Here is a 19,521-nt window from a genome sequence, read left to right as displayed (position 1 = left end):
CAAGGATCTGAAATCCCGCAGAAATACTGGGCCTACTCACAATTTGTCACCTGCTGACAGGGCTTATCGCCCTGCTTTATATCGAGCGTTTCTTTAGACTTTTCTGCGGCTTTATTTACTTTTTTGGGACGGCCGCGCTTTAGTGGCCGCACCCTTTGGTTAACGACCTGTTCAATTTTTTCTTTAAACGCATCCCCACCGAGCACATGACCTAATTTAATCGTCTCGGCGATGTAGTCGAGCAGCTTTCGGTCAAAGCTATACTGGAACAATTTCCTATAGGATTGCGCCCTCTCCACCGCAGTATCCCCCAGGGACAGGTACAAACGGTGATCCTTAATCAAATTATCTTTCTTAATGTTTGCATGGTGATTAAAACTTGACCAGTCGTACTCCTCAAGGGAGTCAGCCAACCCCATGTACAGGGGACGCAACTCTACATACCGGTAGCAGGTCAGCAGGTATGCGTCAGAATCAATCAAACTGGACTTATAACGCCCCCGCCACAGTGTCCCCGAGCGCTTATAGCGATGGTTGACAAACTGTACGTAGCGGCGCCCAAGAGATTGCATCATAGATGATATCCCATCCGGAATCCTAGGCGTAGCTATGATCTGGATCATATTGGGCAGCAAAACATAAGCGTGAACATCAACGCCATACTGGTCCGACGCGTTACGTAAACTAATCAAATAGTATTGATAATCCTCCTCAGCAAAGAAACAGGGCAGATTGTTGTGACCGACCTGCACAATATGTTGGGGAACATTTATCAAATTGAGCCTGGGCAAACGGGGCATTTTGCCTATGGGTCCTTTGTAGCGGGCTTAAAGCCTTTTGGGTAAATTGTTAAAGTCGCTATTATCGCAAATCAATTAAAAGTATTTCAAACTTGATATACGAGTAAATTAACATTACTTTCGCGGTTCGATTGTAATAATATTACGCCCTATTATTTGCTTTTTATTCAAGGGGAGTTGCACCAGACATGGATCAAATAAGTCTGGCGGTCAACGGGCGCACTGATATTGGCCAAGTTCGAGAGGAAAACGAAGATTGTATTCGCTGGCATGCGTCGGCGGATCAACCCTTTGCCTATATTGTGGTGGCCGATGGTATGGGCGGTTACACCGGTGGTGCCACTGCCAGTAAAATTGCGGTAGAGACGGTTCAAGCCCATCTCGATGACCTGCTGAAACACACTTTTTTCTCCTGCACATCCGAACAGCAACAGCTTATATTGCGCGCGACCATTATTGACGCGATAAATAGCGCAAATACGGCACTTCTCAACACAAAAAACCTAAACCCCCAGTTCTCCAACATGGGAACAACACTGGTTGTAGCGGTCATGTGGCGCGATTTTTTAATCGTTGCACATATCGGCGACTCTCGCGCATATCTATGGAACAATTATGGATTACAGCGCCTTACAAAAGATCACAGTGTTGTACAGGAAATGGTTGATTCTGGTCAATTAACTCCCGAACAGGCCAAAGAGTCCAATATTCGCAACCACATTACCCGCGCCCTGGGTGTTTCCAATAGTATCGAAGCCGATATTAACAGCTGGAAACTCACGGAAAACGCACTCCTGTTGTTATGTAGCGACGGTTTGACTGAATATCTCGATGATCACGCGATCGAGCGAGTGCTCGCCACTCACCGCCCCGCTCTGGAATGTGTGTACCGCTTTATTGACGACGCCAATAGACTTGGTGGACGCGACAATATTACTGCGGGAATACTGGAATATTCTTCACAACCATTGCACCAGATACTGCCTCAAGAACAAAATGTTACCGAACGTCCCAAATCTCCTGATGTAACCATTCGAAAGTTACACCGTTAATTTGTTTTATCGGATATTGCCATATGACACCGGAGCGTCTCACCCAACTAATAGCAAATTTACTCGACGCACTCACCCCTCCGCCAATCCCCCAATCTCACGAGAACCCCGCATCGGCTATACGCTGGTGCTCCGAAGTCGAGCAATTACTGGGAAATACCCCGCACAACCTGTGGCGGGAAGACTTTTGGCCAGATCTACCGCGCATTATCGCCAATCGATATACGATCGACTCAGCACCCATGGTGCCCCTCCTCTATAACGCCGATAGTAATTCAACCCAGCTGATCAATGTCCCCGGGGTCAATCCTGAAAATAAGGTGGTGCCCGCCCTGGATCGCAGTCACCGAGTTGCCGGACATATTGTCAGCGCAACGGGAGAGGTGGTTTTTGAGCGAACAGATATAGTGATTCCCGGGCCCCTACCTTTTAAATGGAAGCGCTACTACCGTTCATCTATCCATGAGGATATCGGTATCGGTGTGGGTTGGCGGCACTCCCTCAGCGAACAGCTGGTTGTGCAGGACAATACGGTCGAGCTGATCACCGCCGAGGGCAGATCCGTAAAATTCAAATTACCCGCTATTGGTCACGGGTGCTACAACCGCTTTGAACGGTTGATGCTATCCCGACAGAGCCTGCACAGCTACTGCGTAACCACATTCGATCAACAGCACAAAATTTTTCGCTCCGATGGGGTCAATAGCGCTTTACCCCTTACAGAGATTAGGGATCAATTTGGCAACGCCTTAACAATTGACTACCGGGAGGGCTTACCGCAAAAAATAATCAGCTCTTGGGGCCGCGTCATTGAATTTAATTGCCAAAATAGTCACATCTATAGCCTGATAAATAGTCATGCCGCAGAGGAGCAGAGCGATCTCTGCTGGTACGACTACCAGGAAGATCTATTAGTTAACAGCGGAAGTGGGCTAAAAAAAGAAAGGTATCGATACAAAGATACAAAAATCGCCCACCTGGACAACAGTCAATCTGGCGAGTGTCAGTTTATATATGACACCGATAATCGCTGCCATCGAATAAAGTCCAACGACTTAGACATCAATATTAGCTGGCAGGCAAATAACAATACCTGTACGGTCGAACCAGAATCATCCAGTCCCATTTATCTTCGCTTTAACAAATTCGGCCTACGAATCTCTGAACGTCAGCAATCGCATACCCTAAACTGGCTCTTTGACTCCTACGGCAACCTGTGTGAGAAAATTAAAGCTGATGGCCAGAGAGTCTTTTTCCGTCACGATGAATTTGGACGGCTTGTCCGCTCCACCTCCCAGCGCATTAGCAGTCGCTACATTTACGACGATATCGGTTACTTAAAGGCGGCGCTCATCAACGGTGAGACCCTGTGGCAATACCAGTTTAATGATAAAGGCCGCCCAGAGCTTATCATTGACCCCGCCCAACAAGCCTGGAAGTTCCTTTACACCGATCGGGGTCAACTGGCACGCGTCCAGGACCCAGAGGGGGGCAAAGTGGACTTCAGCTGGGATGGACAAGGTCAGCTGCAAAGTGTACGCCGGGAGGAAAAACGCCTGGACTTTGAGTACGACCACTGGCAGCGAATCACTTCACTAAAAGTGAACGGCGAAGTATGGCGCGAGTGGAGCTATGGCCATAGCGGCGAATTGCGCGAGGCCCACCTCGGCACTTACCAATACGGCCTGGGCTACTCCGAACGCGGCCTACCCAATGCCATCCACGGGGATAGCGGCCAAAGTCTTCTCTGTGATTACAACCGTGCCGGCAAGCCCTGCCATATCAATTTTGCCGATGGCAACAACTGGGAACTGCGCTATAGCCCGAAGGGTGAGCTAACCAGCCTGGAAACGGCGGAGGGGAGCTACCACTGGGAATACGACTGCCATGGACAACTGGTCAGGCACACGGCGCCCGGGGAGCGAATCTGGCGCTGGTACTACAATATCAACGGCAGTCTACATGAATATTGTGATAATGATTCCCGCTGGTACTTCAATTACAACAGCAGCGGCGCACTAACCGACATTCGCAATAACAGCGGTCAAAACTGTGAGTTTCACTACGATCAACAGCACAGGCTGGTACAGGCAGATAACGCCCTATCCTCGGTCCGCTTTAAATACGACAATCGCGACCGGATAATTGCCGAACACCACGACAGTGCCGAGGTCCGGGACTTCAGCCTCCAATACCAATACGACAAACGCGGCTGGCTAAAAAGCGCCAGCTCCGACAATCTCGATTTATCCTATACATTTGCTCCCAGCGGGGCTCTCTATGGCATTGATGCCAACGGTGAGTCGGTGCTCCGCACCGAGGCCAAAGACCAGGGTATCCTCCAGGTTCAGGGAGAGCTGCGCAGCAGCCACAAATATTTGTTTGGACACCTGACTGAGGTGGAATCTGGCCAGGCACTCGCCTGGCAATTTGACAAAACGTCCCCCCTGCAATTGACCAACCCGCTGCGGGCCCAGCAGCTCCCCAGCCTGCCCGAGACCGAGAGTGACAAACGCGGCAATATTATCAGCCAGGGTAATATTGCCGGGCGCAAGGATTCCCAGTACCAATACGATGGCTGGGGCCTGATGAGTCATGCTGAGTGCGGCGAGTTTAAAACGTATTTCCGCTATGATCCTTTCGGTCGGCGATTGAGCAAAACCTGCACACACAGAAAGTCGACTCGTCAGCGCCGTGTTGTCACTATTTGGAGCAGTCTGGGAATCTGGGGAGAAATTCACAATATCGACGGCAAATCCCGGGGTTTAAGCCACTGGATTAACCACCCGCAAACCGATGCCATTCTCTGCCAGTGGAGCCCCGATAATATCGAGTACTACCTTACCAACCCCGACGGCAGGCCACTCGCCATTTTTGATGCCCAGGGCACTATCCAGTGGTCCCAGAGCGGAGAGCCCGTAGAGAAAGGTAAAGACCCCCGCAACCAGAGCCCCAGTGCTTGGCGGGGAGCAAACTTACTCGCCGATATGGAAACCGGGCTCTGGTATCACCCTTCCGGCTACTGGAGTCCCAGTCTCGGTATCTGGCTAAATGGGGAGCGCTCACACAACTTGGCGAGTTCGGCCCCAGTTATCGGGCAGCTGTAACCGGGTATTCGGGCAGCGACCTCAACAGTCACTGGCCGAAGCCGCGCTGATCTGGCTATACACTTTGGGGGTATCTATCTACCCGTAAGTGTTATGGAAGAGCGCTCGGAGTTTGAGATCGGTGGGATCCACGTCGCCAGGGGCGAGTCCTGCCATATCGACCTACCCATTGTCAGGCTGTATACAAGTACAGATATGGCGATTCCCGTGTATGTGCGGCGCGGCAAAAAAGATGGCCCCAAGATATTTGTCTGCGCTGCCCTACATGGCGATGAACTCAACGGCATTGAGGTAATAAGTCGCCTTATCCAGAGTAGCAGGCTGAGATCCCTGCGCGGAACTCTGATTGCCGTGCCGATGGTTAACGTTTACGGGGTATTACAGCACACCCGCTACTTGCCGGACCGGCGGGACCTCAACCGCTCATTCCCCGGTTCGGCGAAGGGCTCTCTCGCCGCGCGTATGGCTCACGTCTTCCTCAAGGAGATAGTCAGCAAGTGTGACTACGGTATCGATTTGCATACAGGTGCCATCCACCGCAGTAACCTTCCACAAATTCGCGCCAATCTGGACGATGCACAAACTCGCAGAATCGCCAAAGCTTTTGGTGTTCCCGTATTACTCAACGCCTCAATTCGCGATGGCTCCCTGCGCCAGGCGGCCGCAGACCTTGGGGTCAGAGTGTTGCTATATGAGGCCGGCGAAGCCCTGCGCTTCGATGAGCTCTGTATTCGCGCCGGCGTAAAAGGGGTAATCAACGCACTGAAGTGCTTGGAAATGCTGCCAAAAACCCGCAAAACGAATGTTATTGAGCCGTTTGTCGCTCGGCGAAGTGGCTGGCTGCGCGCGGCAGACAGCGGCATCGCCAAGTACTGCAAAGCACTTGGCGATCGGGTCTACCGGGGCGACTTGCTGGCAACCATCGCCGACCCCTACGGCCAGGAACTAGACCAGGTATTCTGCAATGCGGACGGGATAATTATTGGCCGGCAAAATATCCCCCTGGTGCAGGAGGGAGAGGCGATATACCACATCGCCTACTTCCGCGAACCCGAGGGTGTTGCCGAAAATCTGGAGCTGCTCCAGGATACCCTGCTACCGGACGAAGACTTTTAGAGCACCCTCTACGGTTTTCGCAACAGCTCCAGTACTTCTTTGCTCGGATACCCCTGAACTTCAACGCCGGCACGCTTTTCAAATTCGCGCACCGCCTTGCGTGTGCCCGGCCCCGCCTTGCCGTCGATTTCACCGCTGTAGAGGCCCCTCTGCTTGAGTAGCCTCTGCAACTCTTCCACCTGAACACTATCGAGCGGTGTAAACGGGCGCTCCCAGTCATTGACCAGCGGAGCCCCGCCGCCAATCCGATCTGCCAGCAGGCCGATAGCGATGGCATAGCGGTCGGAGTTGTTGTAGCGCTTGAGGACAAAGAAGTTCTTGAAAACCAGGAATACCGGACCCTTGCGCCCATTCGGCAGCTTTAACTCGGCAATGGCTTTTTTACTGGGAAAGGCCTTGCCGTTGGCCCGGGTAACCCCGAGCTTTTCCCACTCGGTCACGGCCATCTTGCCCGCCGGCATTTTACCGGCGGGGATATTGACCTCGTAACCCCAGGGTTTGCCCCGCTGCCAGCCGTTACTGGAGAGCAAGTTGGCAGCGGTGGCCAGTGCATCCGGAACAGAGTTCCAAATATCCCTTTTGCCATCTCCATCGATATCGATTGCGTAGGCCTGATAGCTGGTGGGGATAAATTGGGTATGCCCCATTGCCCCGGCCCAGGAGCCCAGCAACTGCTTACCTTCGATATCGCCGGCCTGCAAAATCTTTAACGCAGCCAGCAACTGCTGGCGACCAAATTTCTTGCGCCGGGGATCCGCATAGGCCAGTGTTGCCAGGGAGCGAATCACACTGCGCATGACCTTGTCGTTGCCGAGGATGCCGCCAAAGCTGGATTCCACCGACCAGATCGCCAACAGGATATTGGGGTCCACCCCGAAGCGCTTCTGGATCTTGTCCAGCCAGGGCTTCACCTTGACCTTTTCGCGCTTGCCCCGCTCAATTGCTCTCTTTTGCACCCGGTTGTCAAAGTACTGCCATACCGGCGCTTTGAACTCGGGCTGGTAATTGGCGCGATCCAGTACCCACTGATCCGGGGAATTGATGCCCTGAAAGGCTCGATCGTAAACTTGTGCAGAGATACCGTTGTCGATCGCCGTTTTGCGGAACTCTTTTACCCACTGCTCGAAAGCCGGGTCGGCTCTCTCTTGTGCGTGGGTATTGGAAACCAGGAGAGCCGCGCTGATAGCGAGGATAGCGGATAGATATTGAAACCACTGCATTCTGGGCATGGAGTTACCTTAGACACAACTTTTGCTCGCTCAAGGGTAGAACGAGCCACCCTTATCCGAAAGGTGGACCGGTCGGTAACCGTTGAACTTCCCACCCACTATTAAACTGGACAGTCACTCCAGGGGGAAGTTCGCGCTGCTCACCTTGAGAGTGAGCCCTGCCGCAAAACAGGAAAAATTACGGGATGACGTAAAACAACACCGCAAAGAAATGCAAAATACCGCCCGCCAGTACAAAGAGGTGCCAAATGGCATGGTGGAAGCGCAGGCTGCGCCAGAGATAAAAAGCGATTCCGCCGGTGTAACAGAGACCGCCCAACACTAACAGCCACAGGCCGCCAGTTTCCAGGCTATCCGACAGCGGCTTGATAGCCGCGACCACTACCCAGCCCATCAGGGCGCTGAGGGTAATCGACAGGGCTCGGATCTTCTTCAGGGGGGTGAACTGGATAATCAACCCGACCAGCGCGAGCCCCCAAATAATCCCGAACAGCCACCAGCCCCAGGGGCCCCGCAGAGTGACCAGGGTGAAGGGGGTGTAGGTTCCCGCAATCAAAAGAAAGATCGATGAGTGGTCCAGAGTCCGCAGTATCTCCTTGGCGCCGATATGGCTGACGGCGTGATACAGCGTGGAGGCGAGGAAACACAGTATCAGCGTGGAGGCATAGACGCTGGAGCTGACAATATGCCAGGCATCGCCACGCAAAGCGGCGAAACCACTTAATACCCCCAGACCGGCAATCGCCAGCAGGGCCCCAATACCATGGGTGACGCTATTGGCGATCTCTTCAGCGAAACTATAACGACTGGCAACAGAAACGGAAGATGACATAAATTAGCCCGGTTAAATTCGGCTTATTGGCCCACATAGAATGTTCGACCAATAATTTGAAACAGGCCTAATGATCAGAGGCCTCACTTAAAATAGCAAGGCCTTACCGGGCGTATACTCACAACCGAGCAGTCAGAGCTTAGACGCTGGCGTTGTGAATACCCATTTCGCAAAGAGCGGAAGATTCGCGAACAATGGTTTCGTTGCGATCGGGACCGGTAGAAACAATATCTACAGGCGCGCCTACCAGCTCTTCGATACGGGCGATATAGGCGCGCGCATTGGCCGGCAGATCCGCTTCGCGACGCACACCGAAGGTATTTTCGGTCCAGCCGGGCATAGACTCATATACCGGCTCGACGTCTTCCCAACCTGCGGCATCAAAAGGTACCGGTACTTCTTCACCGGCACTGTTGCGGTAGCCCACGCACACCTTCACTTCCTCTAAGCCATCGAGAACATCCAGTTTGGTCAGGCACAGACCGGAGATGCTGTTGATGCGGATCGCGTGGCGCACAGCAACGGCATCAAACCAACCGGTGCGGCGCTGGCGGCCGGTAGTGGCACCGAACTCGTGACCTTTCTCACCCAGGTGACGGCCGACTTCACAGTCAAGCTCAGTGGGGAAAGGACCGCCGCCGACGCGAGTGGTATAGGCCTTGGTAATGCCCAATACATAGTCCAGGTACAGAGGACCAAAACCAGAACCAGTAGCGGTACCACCGGCAGTGGTATTGGAGGAGGTCACGAACGGGTAGGTACCGTGGTCGATATCCAGCAGGGAGCCCTGGGCGCCTTCAAACAGGATGTGCTCGCCGTTCTCGCGCGCTTTGTGCAGGTGGTCGGCAACATCGGTGATCATCGGCACCAGTTGCTCGCGCCAGATCTTGGCCTGCTCAACGGTATCTTCATAGCTCACCGGATCTACTTTGTAGTATTCGGTCAGGGCGAAGTTGTGGTAGTCGATCAGTTCCTTCAGCTGGTTGCAGAAGTTATCCCAGTTGCACAGGTCGCCCAGGCGCAGACCGCGACGGGCGACTTTATCCTCGTAGGCGGGGCCGATACCGCGACCGGTAGTGCCGATCGCTTTGGCGCCGCGCGCCTTTTCACGGGCCTGGTCGAGGGCGACATGCACCGGCAGAATCAGCGGACAAGCCGGGGACAGGCGCAGGCGCTCGCGCACGGGAACTTCGCGCTCTTCCAGTTCGGCCATCTCCTTCAGCAGCGCTTCCGGGGAGAGCACCACACCGTTGCCGATCAGGCAGGTAACACTGGGGCGCAGGATGCCGGAGGGGATCAGGTGCAGTACGGTTTTTTCACCATCGATAACCAGGGTGTGACCCGCATTGTGGCCGCCCTGGAAACGCACGACCAGCGAGACCTGCTCGGTTAGCAAGTCGACAATTTTGCCCTTGCCCTCATCGCCCCACTGGGTCCCCAGTACTACTACGTTCTTGCCCATCTGTATAAATCTCTAAACTCAGGTTTTTCTCTGCAGGAGCCGGGGCCCCTCATAAATGGATGTCTGCGGGCGAGCCCGCTGGATACTAGGCACATCCACTGCGCCCGAAAAATCAGTCTCGCGGCTTAACCACCCACGATTCGCCCTCTGCCACCAACTCGCGGTCACAGCGGGACTCCAGTTCACTATCGACGCCACCGGCGAGGGCTGTGATAACCACTTCGCCGCGCTCCCGCAGCTCGTGAACCGCCTTCCACAATTCGGCGGCTCGGGAGCCGCTCACATCTGGCGCCAGTATTGCAGCGCGCTCGTCTACGGCGGCGCTGCCCAGGTTACTCAATGCCACCAGGTCACTACTGAAGCCCGTGGCCGGGCGATCGCGCCCAAATACAGCGCCGATACCGTTGTAGCGGCCACCGTTGGCCAGCGCCTGGCCGTGCCCCGGTGTATAGGCGGCAAAGACCAGACCGGTCTCGTAGTCGTAACCGCGCACTTCGCTCAAATCGAAGAACAGCGTGACTTCCGGGTAGCGTTCGCTCAGGGCCTCTGCCACCTGCCTCAGATCGGAGACTGCCGCCAACAGGTTTTGCGGGGCGCCCGTAAACAGCTCGCGGGCGCGATCCAGACACTCCCGATCCCCAACCAGCCCCGGCAGGACTTTTAACCACTCGGCAGCTTGCTGATCGGCGACATTCTCCTCGACCCACTCGCACAGATCTGCGGTCGCTTTACTCTGCAGCATTGCCGACAGGGCGCTGCGCTGCTCGCCGTTGAGACCCGCCGCTTCCACCAGGCTCTGGTAAATAGCCACGTGGCCCAGGTCCAGATGCACCTGACGGATACCGGCAACCTGCAGGCTCTGTAACATCAGCGAGATCACCTCGAGATCCGCACTGAGGCTGTCTACACCAAACAGCTCGGCACCGACTTGTATCGGCGCCCGCGAGCCCATCGGCGTTCGCGGCTTGGTGTATACCACCTGGCCGGCATAACAGAGACGATTGGCGCCCCGGCGGGGGAAACTGTGGGCATCGATTCGAGCCGTCTGCGGAGTCATATCCGCGCGTATCCCCAGGGTGCGACCGGATATCTGGTCGGTGACCTTGAAGGTGCTCAGATCTACATCATGGCCCATCCCGATCAGGAGGGAGTCAGTAAATTCCAACATCGGCGGTATCACCAACTCGTACCCCCAACAATGATAGAGGTCCAGTAGTCGGCGGCGCAGAGTTTCCAATTGCACGGCATCCGCAGGCAGAATTTCTGCAATGCCATCCGGCAACATCCAGCGATCGGCTTGAGTCATGATGAAATGAATTCGTCAGCGAAGAAATTGCGGTGCCGCAGCGCTTCCCACAAATAAGCCACAGCACTTCCCACAAAAAAACCGGGCGAGGCCCGGTTTGCGTGATTTTAGCATCAAGTGCTGACAGGAAGGTAGGGTTATCGAAACCGAGCCCGCGCGCATAGCACCGGCACCCGCTGCTATGCGTGGCTCAGCCTTACTCTCCCTTGGGGTCTTTCAGATAGCGGAAGAATTCACTATCCGGGTCGACCAGCAACATATCCGACTTGCTCTGGAAGGACTCTTTATAAGCCTGCAAACTGCGGGTAAAGCGATAGAACTCCGGGTTTTTGCTGTAGGCCGCCGCATAAATAGCTGCCGCCTCCGCATCACCGGCACCGCGCAGCTCTTCGGACTTGCGGTAGGCCTCGGATTCAATCACCACTTTCTGGCGATCTGCGTTGGCCTTGATACGCTCACTGGCCTCCTCACCCTTGGCGCGGTGATCCCGCGCTTCCAGTTCACGGCCGGCGCGCATCCGCTGGAATACAGACTCGGAGACTTCCGGCGGCAGGTCGATGCGCTTGACCCGCACATCGATCACTTCCACACCCAGACTCTTCTGGGCAACCTGACTCAGGTTCTTGGTGATCTCCGCCATCAGCGCATCGCGCTCATCCGTATCTTCCTTGTCTACGTTCTCACCGCTGACCACCTCGTGCAGTGTGCGCACACCAAACTGGTTGCGCAGGCGGTCGTTGATTTGCTCTGACAACAGACGCACCGCATTGCGCTCATCACCGCGAGTAGCGATATAGAACTTATCCACATCGGAGATTCGGTACTTAGCGTACGAATCAACCATCATAAATTTGTTCTCACTGTTGAGCATGCGCACGGGGCTGGAATCCACCGTTTGAATACGTGCGTCAAACTTGCGCAGCTTTTCCGCAATAGGAAACTTGAAGTAAAGCCCCGGCTCGGTATAGGTGCGTACCAGCTCACCAAAGCGCAGCAACACGGCTTTTTCAGTCTCTTTCACCACAAAGGCGCTGGAGGAAAGAACCAGCACGCCCAGCAGGATGACAACAATAATACCCAGTGTTTTGTTATTCATATCATCCCCTCCTAGCGAATGGCCTGGCTGCGGCGGCTACTGGCGGTATCCTGGCGCAGACGCTCAACAATACGCTGGTAGACTTCCTCAATCATAACCGGCGAGGTGCCCTGGCTCTGGGCCGCGCGCACCGCACCCGCACTCCCCTGTGCCAGCTTGTCCAGCGGTAGATACATCATGTTATTGCCGCCCTCGACGTCCACCATCACTTTGGAGGTGCTGGACATCACATCCTGCATCGCGTCCAGATAGAGGCGTTCGCGGGTCACTTGCGGGGCGCGCTCGTATTCGGCCAGCAGCTTCTCAAAGCGCACCGCCTCACCGCGGGCACTCTCCACTACGCGGGCCTTGTAGGCCTCGGCCTCTTCGATAATGCGCTGAGCCTGACCGCGAGCCACCGGAATTTTCTCGTTGGCGTAGGCCTGGGCTTCATTTTGCAGACGCACTTCGTCCTCACGGGCCTTGGTGACATCGTCAAAGGCATCCTGAACCTCGCGCGGCGCCTTGGCGTCGGTGAGGTTGACCACATCCACTCGAATACCGGTCTGGTACAGATCCAGATACTCCTGCAATCGCTGCTGAGTATCGGCAGAGACCTGGGTCCGGTTCTGTGAGATCACACCGTTGAGGCTGAGAGAGCCGACGACGTGGCGCAGGGCGCTATCGGTCGCCTCCTGTAAACTCTTCACCGGGTCGCGAACCCGCAGAACGAAGGACTCGGCATCGCCAACCTGCCACTGCACGGTGAGTACCACCTCTACAATATTGGCGTCCTCGGTCAGCATCTGCCCGGTCGTGCGCTCGGTGCGCACCTCGGTCATATTCACCTTGGTCACGCTATCGATCAGCGGCGGGTTCCAGTGCAGACCGGCAGATTCCGTCGAGTGGTATTTACCCAGGCGCAAAACAACCGCCTGTTCGTTGGCATTGACCTGATAAATCCCCAGGCCACCGTAAATCAATACAGCGAGACCAATCACCAGTACCCAGGGAAATTTGGCTGAGTCGCCACTGGGGCTGCTGCCGCCACCGCCAAACAGGCCACCTAGTCGCTGCTGAATTTTTCGCAATAGTTCATCGAGATCCGGCGGGCCTCCGCTATTGCGGTTACCGCCACCACCCCAGGGGTCTTTATTGTTACCACCCGGCTCATTCCAGGCCATTTAACTTACTCCAACTATGATCACTTAATCGTTTACTTCGGCGGATTCTAGCATCCCTTGCCGACAAAATATTGCCGGCAGCCCCCGCCTGAGACAAGTGGCTGGCCCGTGAAGACCAACCCCAAATAAATTCGACTACAAACTGCAATATGGCCTGAATTTAACCATCAGTATTTATACGACAACTACTCGGCAAGCGGCTCTTCTGGCGACCATTCCGGCGCATCACTGCCGCCGATATGTGGTGCCAGTAGACGCTGGAAATCGCTGTGCGGCAACAGTATTTGCAGTTCGCAGTCACCGTTATCGCGATAGCCTTCAGACTGCACCGCATTGATCTCAAACAGCTGTGCCCGCAGCCTGGACTGGTGGGGTTTTACCACCAGCTGCCCGCGCACCATTTGCTCCCCCAGGCGCTCGGCAATCGCTTCGATTAGAAGCTCACAACCTGCGCCGGTTGCCGCAGAGAGCCACACGGCCCGGGGCACCCCCTGATCGTCCCGGTCTATACGCGGCGCGAAGTCCGCCAGCAGATCAATCTTGTTGTAGACAACCAGCTGCGGCAGTTCTGAGGCATCAATTTCCTCCAGAACCGTTTGTACCTCTTCCATCAGGTGCAGGCGATCATCTGCCGCAGCATCCACCACATGTAGAAGCAAAGTCGCGCTGGCGGCCTCTTCCAGGGTTGCCCGGAAAGCCTCTACCAGCTTGTGCGGCAAGTGAGAGACAAACCCCACCGTATCAGCCAGTACCATGGCGCCCACATTGGGTAATTCAACCCTGCGCATAGTGGGGTCGAGGGTGGCAAACAGTTGATCCCTGACATAGACATCTGCATCGGTCAGGCGATTAAACAGGGTCGACTTGCCCGCATTGGTATAGCCGACCAAAGATACCGTGGCCATTTCCGCCCGCGAGCGTGCGCGGCGCCCCTGCTCCCGCTGACGGCGCACCTTCTCCAGCCGCTTTTCGATGGAATCTATGCGTGCGCGCAGTAATCGCCGGTCAGTTTCCAGCTGGGTCTCACCGGGCCCGCGCAGACCGATACCGCCTTTTTGCCGCTCCAGGTGGGTCCAGCCTCGCACCAATCGCGTGGCCATATGGCGCAACTGGGCCAGTTCCACCTGTAGCTTGCCCTCGTGGGTTCGCGCACGCTGGGCAAAAATATCCAGAATCAGTCCCGTGCGATCCAGTACCCGGCATTTTAATTCGCGCTCGATATTGCGCTCCTGGCTCGGAGAGAGGATGTGGTCAAAGATAACCAGGGCGGCTTCCTGATCTTTTACCACCTGGCGAATCTCCTCCAATTTACCCCGGCCGACAAAAGTTTTCGGGTCTGGAGTAGCGCGCTGGCCAAAAATAAAACTGACAGGATCTGCTCCGGCAGATAGGGCCAACTCCTCGAATTCACGAGGGTCGTCGGGACTGTCGATAGCGGAGAGTTCTAGGTGTACCAGTACTGCAAGTTCACCGGATTCCGGTCGATCGAAAAACAATGGGAATTCTCTATTGCGAAAAGGGCGCGACAGGCCCTGACTGAGGTGACAACCGGCAAGCCCTGCAAGGGGCTCACCGAGCTGCGGGCACCCCGATAAAGCGGGGCGCAGGTGAAACTGATACGGATCTCTTAGCTAAAAGATTCGCGCTCACCGCCTTCACCGTTACCCTCACCACCGTGCTGGGCTGCGGGATTCAACAGCGGTACGCGCACTGCACGCGACGGTACAACCGTAGAAATAGCGTGCTTGTACACCATTTGGCTCACAGTATTTTTGAGTAACACCACGAACTGGTCGAAAGATTCAATTTGCCCTTGGAGCTTGATGCCGTTTACCAGATAAATAGAAACCGGGATACGCTCTTTGCGCAATACGTTGAGGTAAGGGTCTTGTAAGCTATGCCCTTTTGACATCTTTTTTCTCCTTGTCAAAAAGCTGAATGCGGTATGCAGGCCGCAATCGCACCCGCGAAGAGCGCGGATCAAAAAACGACTGAGGTTGAATACGCGTATAAGTAGTGTAGTAGCGAGCCGGAAAAGGCCGGCTCTGTGAAAACTGACTGAACGGGCTTGTCGTTTAATAGCCCAACCACGTTATGGATGCTTAAGCGAGAAATTTCAAGGCTTCTGCCAATATTTCGTCACTCTCACGCACCCCGCCTTGCTCATCCTGAGTATACAAAGTTAGCAGGTCTGGCCAGCGCCGCAGCCAGGTTAACTGGCGCTTGGCCAGCTGTCTCGTCGCGGCAATTCCAGCGGCCACCATACCATCGTAATCGGTTTGCCCCTGTAAGTATTGCCAAACCTGTCGGTAGCCCACCGCGCGGATTGCCGGCAGGTCCTCATGCAGGTCTCCCCGCTCCCGCAGGCCCTGGACTTCATCGATAAAGCCCGCTGTGAGCATCTGGCGAAAACGCCGCTCGATACGCTGGTGCAGCAGGGAGCGATCGCGGGGCATAATAGCCATTTGGCACACCTGGTACTGCTGCTGTATTCCCCCAGCTTCCTGCTCGCGGCGCAGCTGCGAAAGCGGCACACCGGTGAGGCGATAAACTTCCAGGCCCCTCTCGATGCGCACCGAGTGATTGGGATGCAGCTCCGCCGCCAATTGCGGGTCCACTCGGGCCAGCTCCGCGTGCAGTACCGGCCACCCCTCGCGCTCGGCGCGCGCTTCAATTTCTGCCCGCACTGTTGCATCGGCCTCAGGTAACTTGGCCATACCTTCCAACAGAGAGCGGAAATACAACATAGTTCCGCCAACCAGCAATGGCACTTTACCAGCAGCGGTAATTTCTGCCATGACTTCCAGCGCATCTTTGCGAAAACGGCCGGCCGAATAAGACTCGGCCGGATCACAGATATCGATCAGGCGGTGGGGATATGCAGCTAACTCCTCGGCTGAGGGCTTGGCCGAGCCTATATCCAGGCCTCGGTAGACCAGCGCGGAATCGACACTGATTAATTCCACCGGCAAGCGATCGGCCAGCGCCATGGCCAGATCCGTTTTGCCCGAAGCCGTCGGCCCCATCAGAAAAATTGCACGGGGCTTGTCGCCCGGCGAACTGTTATTCAATTTACCACCCACTTCTGCCGCGCAGCTATTGGCCGCGCATAAACCACTTATCCATATCCGCCAGTTTAACCTGGGTCCAAGTCGGGCGACCGTGGTTGCACTGACCGCTGCGCTCGGTGCGCTCCATATCCCGCAACAGGGCATTCATCTCCGGAATGGTCAGGCGCCGATTGGCGCGCACCGAACCGTGACAGGCCATAGTCCCCAGTACCTCGTTGATACGCTCACCAATACGGGCGCTGTCGCCTTCGCCGAGCAGGTCCGAGAGCACATCGCGCACCAGCTGTTCCACCTCGGCGCCGTGCAGCATTGTGGGCACCTGGCGCACCAGTAAGGTCTCGGGGCCGGCCCGCTGCAAGACGAAACCGAGCGCGGTGAATACCTCGCTGCGTTCTTCGAAACAGTCCGCTTCCCGCTGGCTGACCGCCAGGCTCACCGGAACCAGGAGGGGCTGGGCCTGGATGCCACCGGCCGCATAAGCCACCTTCATCTGCTCATAGACAATGCGCTCGTGGGCGGCGTGCATATCGACAACGACCATCCCGTGCTCGTTTTGCGCGAGAATATAGATCCCGTGCAACTGCGCCAGGGCAAAGCCCAGCGGCGGCACTTCTGCTTCGCTTTCAATGCCCGCACCTATGGCCGCCCCGGGAGGCGCTTGGAGCACGGACACTGGCCTGCTGCTGGGGATACCCTGCGGCTGTTGTGTCGCCGGGGATGAGTCCTGATACGGCTGGTGCAGAGCGCCGTAAGCGTTCATCTGCTCGCGCAAATTGGAGGGCGAGGGGCGATTGCTGAGCGGCATTTTATGCTGTCCGGCAAATTCACCGACCTGTAGGCCCGTGACCTGTTCCTGGCGCTCCTGCTCCGGCTCGCTTTCCGTTTCCTCCTTCTGCCCCGGGCGCACATCCGCCAGGGCCCGGTGCAAACTGCCAAACAGGAAGTCGTGAACCAGGCGGCTGTCGCGGAAGCGCACCTCATGTTTGGTCGGGTGTACATTCACATCGACGGAAGCGGGGTCCAGCTCCAGGTAAAGTACAAATGCCGGGTGGCGGCCGTGGTACAAGACATCGGCGAACGCCCGGCGCACCGCGTGGCTGACCACCTTGTCCCGTATAGCGCGGCCGTTGACGTAAAAGAACTGCAAGTCGGCCTGGGAGCGCGAGAACGCGGGTTCCGCAACCCACCCCCACAGGCGCAGACCGTTGCGCTCCACATCGATATGCAGCGCATTCTGCATAAATGCCGGCCCGCACACCTGGGCCACACGGCGCTCCATTTCCACCCGCCCGGTGCCCGCGCGCAGGTTGTGGACACCCTTGCCGTTGTGGCGCAGGCTGATAGAGACATCAAATCGCGACAGTGCCAGGCGCTTGATCGTATCGTCGATACGGTTGAATTCTGTTTTCTCGGTGCGCAGGAATTTGCGTCGAGCGGGGGTATTGAAGAACAGGTCGCGCACATCCACCGTGGTGCCACGGGGGTGAGCCGAGGGCGCAAGCTGCGCCTGCATGTCGCGCCCCTCCGCACTGACCTGCCAACCCTTGCCACTTTCATCGCGGCTGCTGGTCAGTGCCAGGCGCGCCACCGAGGAGATACTGGCGAGGGCCTCGCCGCGAAAGCCCAGGGTGGCCACCGCCTCCAGATCTTCCAAAACGTGAATCTTGGAAGTCGCGTGGCGGGCCAGGGCCATGGGCAGGTCTTCCCGCTCTATGCCCTTGCCGTTATCGCGCACTTTCATGCGCTTGCTACCACCGCCGTCCACATCGACCTCAAGTCGTGTAGCGCCCGCATCCAGGCTGTTTTCCAGCAACTCCTTGATCACCGATGCCGGGCGCTCAACTACCTCACCGGCGGCAATCTGGTTGGCGAGACGGGGGGAGAGTTGCTGGATTTTATCGTGCATAAATCTGGCCTGTTAATGCTGCAAGGACCGCTCGGCGCCGAGATCTCAGCCGGAGGGGATACTCAGGGTCTGCCCCACCCGAATCACGGAGCTCTCAATGCCATTCGCTCTCATCAGGGCGGCGACAGAAATATTATACCGCGTCGCGATCCCCGACAGGGTCTCCCCGCGGGCGATCACGTGGCTGCGAGACTTATCGCTCTGGTTGGCGGCGAGCCAGGTATCTGCCGGGGGGCGGCTGTTAAAGTGCGCCACTATACCGTCGGCGAGCTTTTGCGCCAGCTTGCGCTGGAAGCTGGGGTCGCGCAGGCGCTTCGCCTCCTGGGGGTTGGTAATAAAGCCCGTCTCCACGAGGATTGAGGGTACATCCGGCGAACGCAGCACTGAGAAGTTGGCCTGCTCCACCTGTTTTTTATGCAGGTGAGTGACGGTGCCAATCTGCGACAGCACACTGGCGCCGATATCCAGGCTGGCATTCATGGTGGCAGTCATGGAAAGGTCGAGCAATACGCCAGCAAGGGTGTCGTCCTTATCGCCCAGGCTCAAACTGCCGGCACCACCGATAAGATCGGATTCATTTTCCCGCGCGGCCAAAAAGCGGGCGGTCTCACTGGTTGCACCCCGCGAGGAGACCGCGTAGACCCCAGCGCCACGGGCATCTTTACGGGTAAATGCATCGGCGTGGATCGACACAAAAAGGTCCGCACGCATATTGCGCCCAATTTTTACCCGCTCCCGCAGCGGGATATAGTAATCCCCGGTGCGCACCAGCTTGGCGGTAAAGCCCTTCTCAGCGTTGATCTTTTTGTGCAGCTGCTTGGCGATTGCCAGCACCACATCCTTTTCCCGCAGACGACCGGGGCCGGAAGCCCCGGGGTCTTCCCCGCCGTGTCCCGCATCAATAGCGATAATGATATTGCGCTCACTGCTGACCTGCTGCAGCGTTTTCTCGCTGCCTTTCACCTCGTCGTAAAGATCGATCACCAGCCGGTCCGGCAGGCTTTCGTGGCGCGGCAGAACAAAGCTGCGCGGATTGATCTGCTGCTTGAGATCCAGTACCACCCGCAGGTCGCGCTTGTTTTGACGGGCGTGGCGCACCCGCGCGATCGGGGTCTTGTCCAGATCCAACTTATCCAGCTCTGCTTTCAGCTCGGTCCCCGAGAGATCGACAACCACCCGGTGCGGGCCCTTGAGGGTAAATAGCTTGTGCTCCGCCGGGCCACTCAAGTCAAACACCAGGCGCGTATGGTCGGGGGCGCGCCACACCCGCACACCATCCACATCTACCGCAGAGGCCGGCAGGACAGCAGCCAACCACAGCGCGACAATTGATAGAGACCGCCACATCAAACTCATTACTTCCCAGCCCCGTTGCTTATAG

At 56.3% G+C, this 19,521-nt stretch carries 15 protein-coding genes; 3 read left to right on the top strand and 12 right to left on the bottom strand.

The window, feature by feature from the left end:
- Positions 1–32: 32 nt before the first annotated feature.
- Positions 33–800: a transposase gene (locus ACJJIK_RS16370; protein ID WP_444929348.1), complete on the bottom strand. Its 768-nt coding sequence runs from the start codon at positions 798–800 to the stop codon at positions 33–35.
- Between the two features lie 188 nt (positions 801–988).
- Between ACJJIK_RS16370 and ACJJIK_RS16365 the strand changes: the two genes are divergently transcribed.
- The 3 genes from ACJJIK_RS16365 to ACJJIK_RS16355 all read left to right on the top strand — a co-directional run bounded on the left by ACJJIK_RS16365 (position 989) and on the right by ACJJIK_RS16355 (position 6,075).
- A complete protein-coding gene (locus ACJJIK_RS16365; protein WP_444929347.1) occupies positions 989–1,852 on the top strand; it encodes a Stp1/IreP family PP2C-type Ser/Thr phosphatase in 864 nt (287 codons plus the stop codon).
- 23 nt (positions 1,853–1,875) lie between these two features.
- Complete coding sequence (locus tag ACJJIK_RS16360; protein ID WP_444929346.1) at positions 1,876–4,959, top strand: DUF6531 domain-containing protein; 3,084 nt, start codon at positions 1,876–1,878, stop codon at positions 4,957–4,959.
- A 93-nt stretch (positions 4,960–5,052) separates the two neighbouring features.
- Entirely contained in the window at positions 5,053–6,075 is a 1,023-nt protein-coding gene (locus ACJJIK_RS16355; RefSeq protein ID WP_444929345.1) for a succinylglutamate desuccinylase/aspartoacylase family protein, read from the top strand.
- Between the two features lie 8 nt (positions 6,076–6,083).
- Here the strand turns inward: ACJJIK_RS16355 and ACJJIK_RS16350 are convergent, their stop codons facing one another.
- From ACJJIK_RS16350 to ACJJIK_RS16300, 11 genes are all read right to left on the bottom strand, one after another.
- Positions 6,084–7,304, bottom strand: coding sequence for a lytic murein transglycosylase (locus ACJJIK_RS16350; protein WP_444929344.1), 1,221 nt, complete (start codon positions 7,302–7,304; stop codon positions 6,084–6,086).
- A 178-nt stretch (positions 7,305–7,482) separates the two neighbouring features.
- A complete protein-coding gene (trhA, locus tag ACJJIK_RS16345; RefSeq protein WP_444929343.1) occupies positions 7,483–8,136 on the bottom strand; it encodes a PAQR family membrane homeostasis protein TrhA in 654 nt (217 codons plus the stop codon).
- A 139-nt stretch (positions 8,137–8,275) separates the two neighbouring features.
- Positions 8,276–9,598 carry an adenylosuccinate synthase gene (locus ACJJIK_RS16340; RefSeq protein ID WP_444929342.1) on the bottom strand — a complete coding sequence of 441 codons (1,323 nt, stop codon included), beginning with the start codon at positions 9,596–9,598 and terminating at the stop codon, positions 8,276–8,278.
- A gap of 112 nt (positions 9,599–9,710) precedes the next feature.
- The gene (locus tag ACJJIK_RS16335) at positions 9,711–10,904 is read right to left on the bottom strand and encodes an ATP phosphoribosyltransferase regulatory subunit (protein ID WP_444929341.1); all 1,194 of its coding nucleotides are present in this window, start codon (positions 10,902–10,904) and stop codon (positions 9,711–9,713) included.
- 196 nt (positions 10,905–11,100) lie between these two features.
- Complete coding sequence (gene hflC, locus ACJJIK_RS16330; protein ID WP_444929340.1) at positions 11,101–12,000, bottom strand: protease modulator HflC; 900 nt, start codon at positions 11,998–12,000, stop codon at positions 11,101–11,103.
- A gap of 11 nt (positions 12,001–12,011) precedes the next feature.
- Positions 12,012–13,163 (bottom strand): FtsH protease activity modulator HflK, encoded by a 1,152-nt coding sequence (gene hflK / locus ACJJIK_RS16325; RefSeq protein WP_444929339.1) that lies wholly within the window; start codon positions 13,161–13,163, stop codon positions 12,012–12,014.
- A gap of 185 nt (positions 13,164–13,348) precedes the next feature.
- Positions 13,349–14,659, bottom strand: coding sequence for a ribosome rescue GTPase HflX (gene hflX / locus ACJJIK_RS16320; RefSeq protein ID WP_444929338.1), 1,311 nt, complete (start codon positions 14,657–14,659; stop codon positions 13,349–13,351).
- Between the two features lie 131 nt (positions 14,660–14,790).
- Positions 14,791–15,075 carry an RNA chaperone Hfq gene (gene hfq, locus ACJJIK_RS16315; RefSeq protein ID WP_020413623.1) on the bottom strand — a complete coding sequence of 95 codons (285 nt, stop codon included), beginning with the start codon at positions 15,073–15,075 and terminating at the stop codon, positions 14,791–14,793.
- A gap of 190 nt (positions 15,076–15,265) precedes the next feature.
- Positions 15,266–16,189, bottom strand: a complete 924-nt coding sequence (gene miaA / locus ACJJIK_RS16310; protein WP_444945079.1) for a tRNA (adenosine(37)-N6)-dimethylallyltransferase MiaA — start codon at positions 16,187–16,189, stop codon at positions 15,266–15,268.
- A gap of 70 nt (positions 16,190–16,259) precedes the next feature.
- Complete coding sequence (gene mutL, locus ACJJIK_RS16305) at positions 16,260–18,140, bottom strand: DNA mismatch repair endonuclease MutL (RefSeq protein ID WP_444943355.1); 1,881 nt, start codon at positions 18,138–18,140, stop codon at positions 16,260–16,262.
- 45 nt (positions 18,141–18,185) lie between these two features.
- Entirely contained in the window at positions 18,186–19,496 is a 1,311-nt protein-coding gene (locus ACJJIK_RS16300; RefSeq protein ID WP_444943354.1) for an N-acetylmuramoyl-L-alanine amidase, read from the bottom strand.
- Positions 19,497–19,521 lie beyond the last annotated feature (25 nt).

The organism is Microbulbifer regidiadema (SeqCode) (assembly GCF_052466995.1).
Note: the sequence above shows the minus strand (reverse complement) of the source record. Positions and strands in the feature narration are given on the sequence as shown.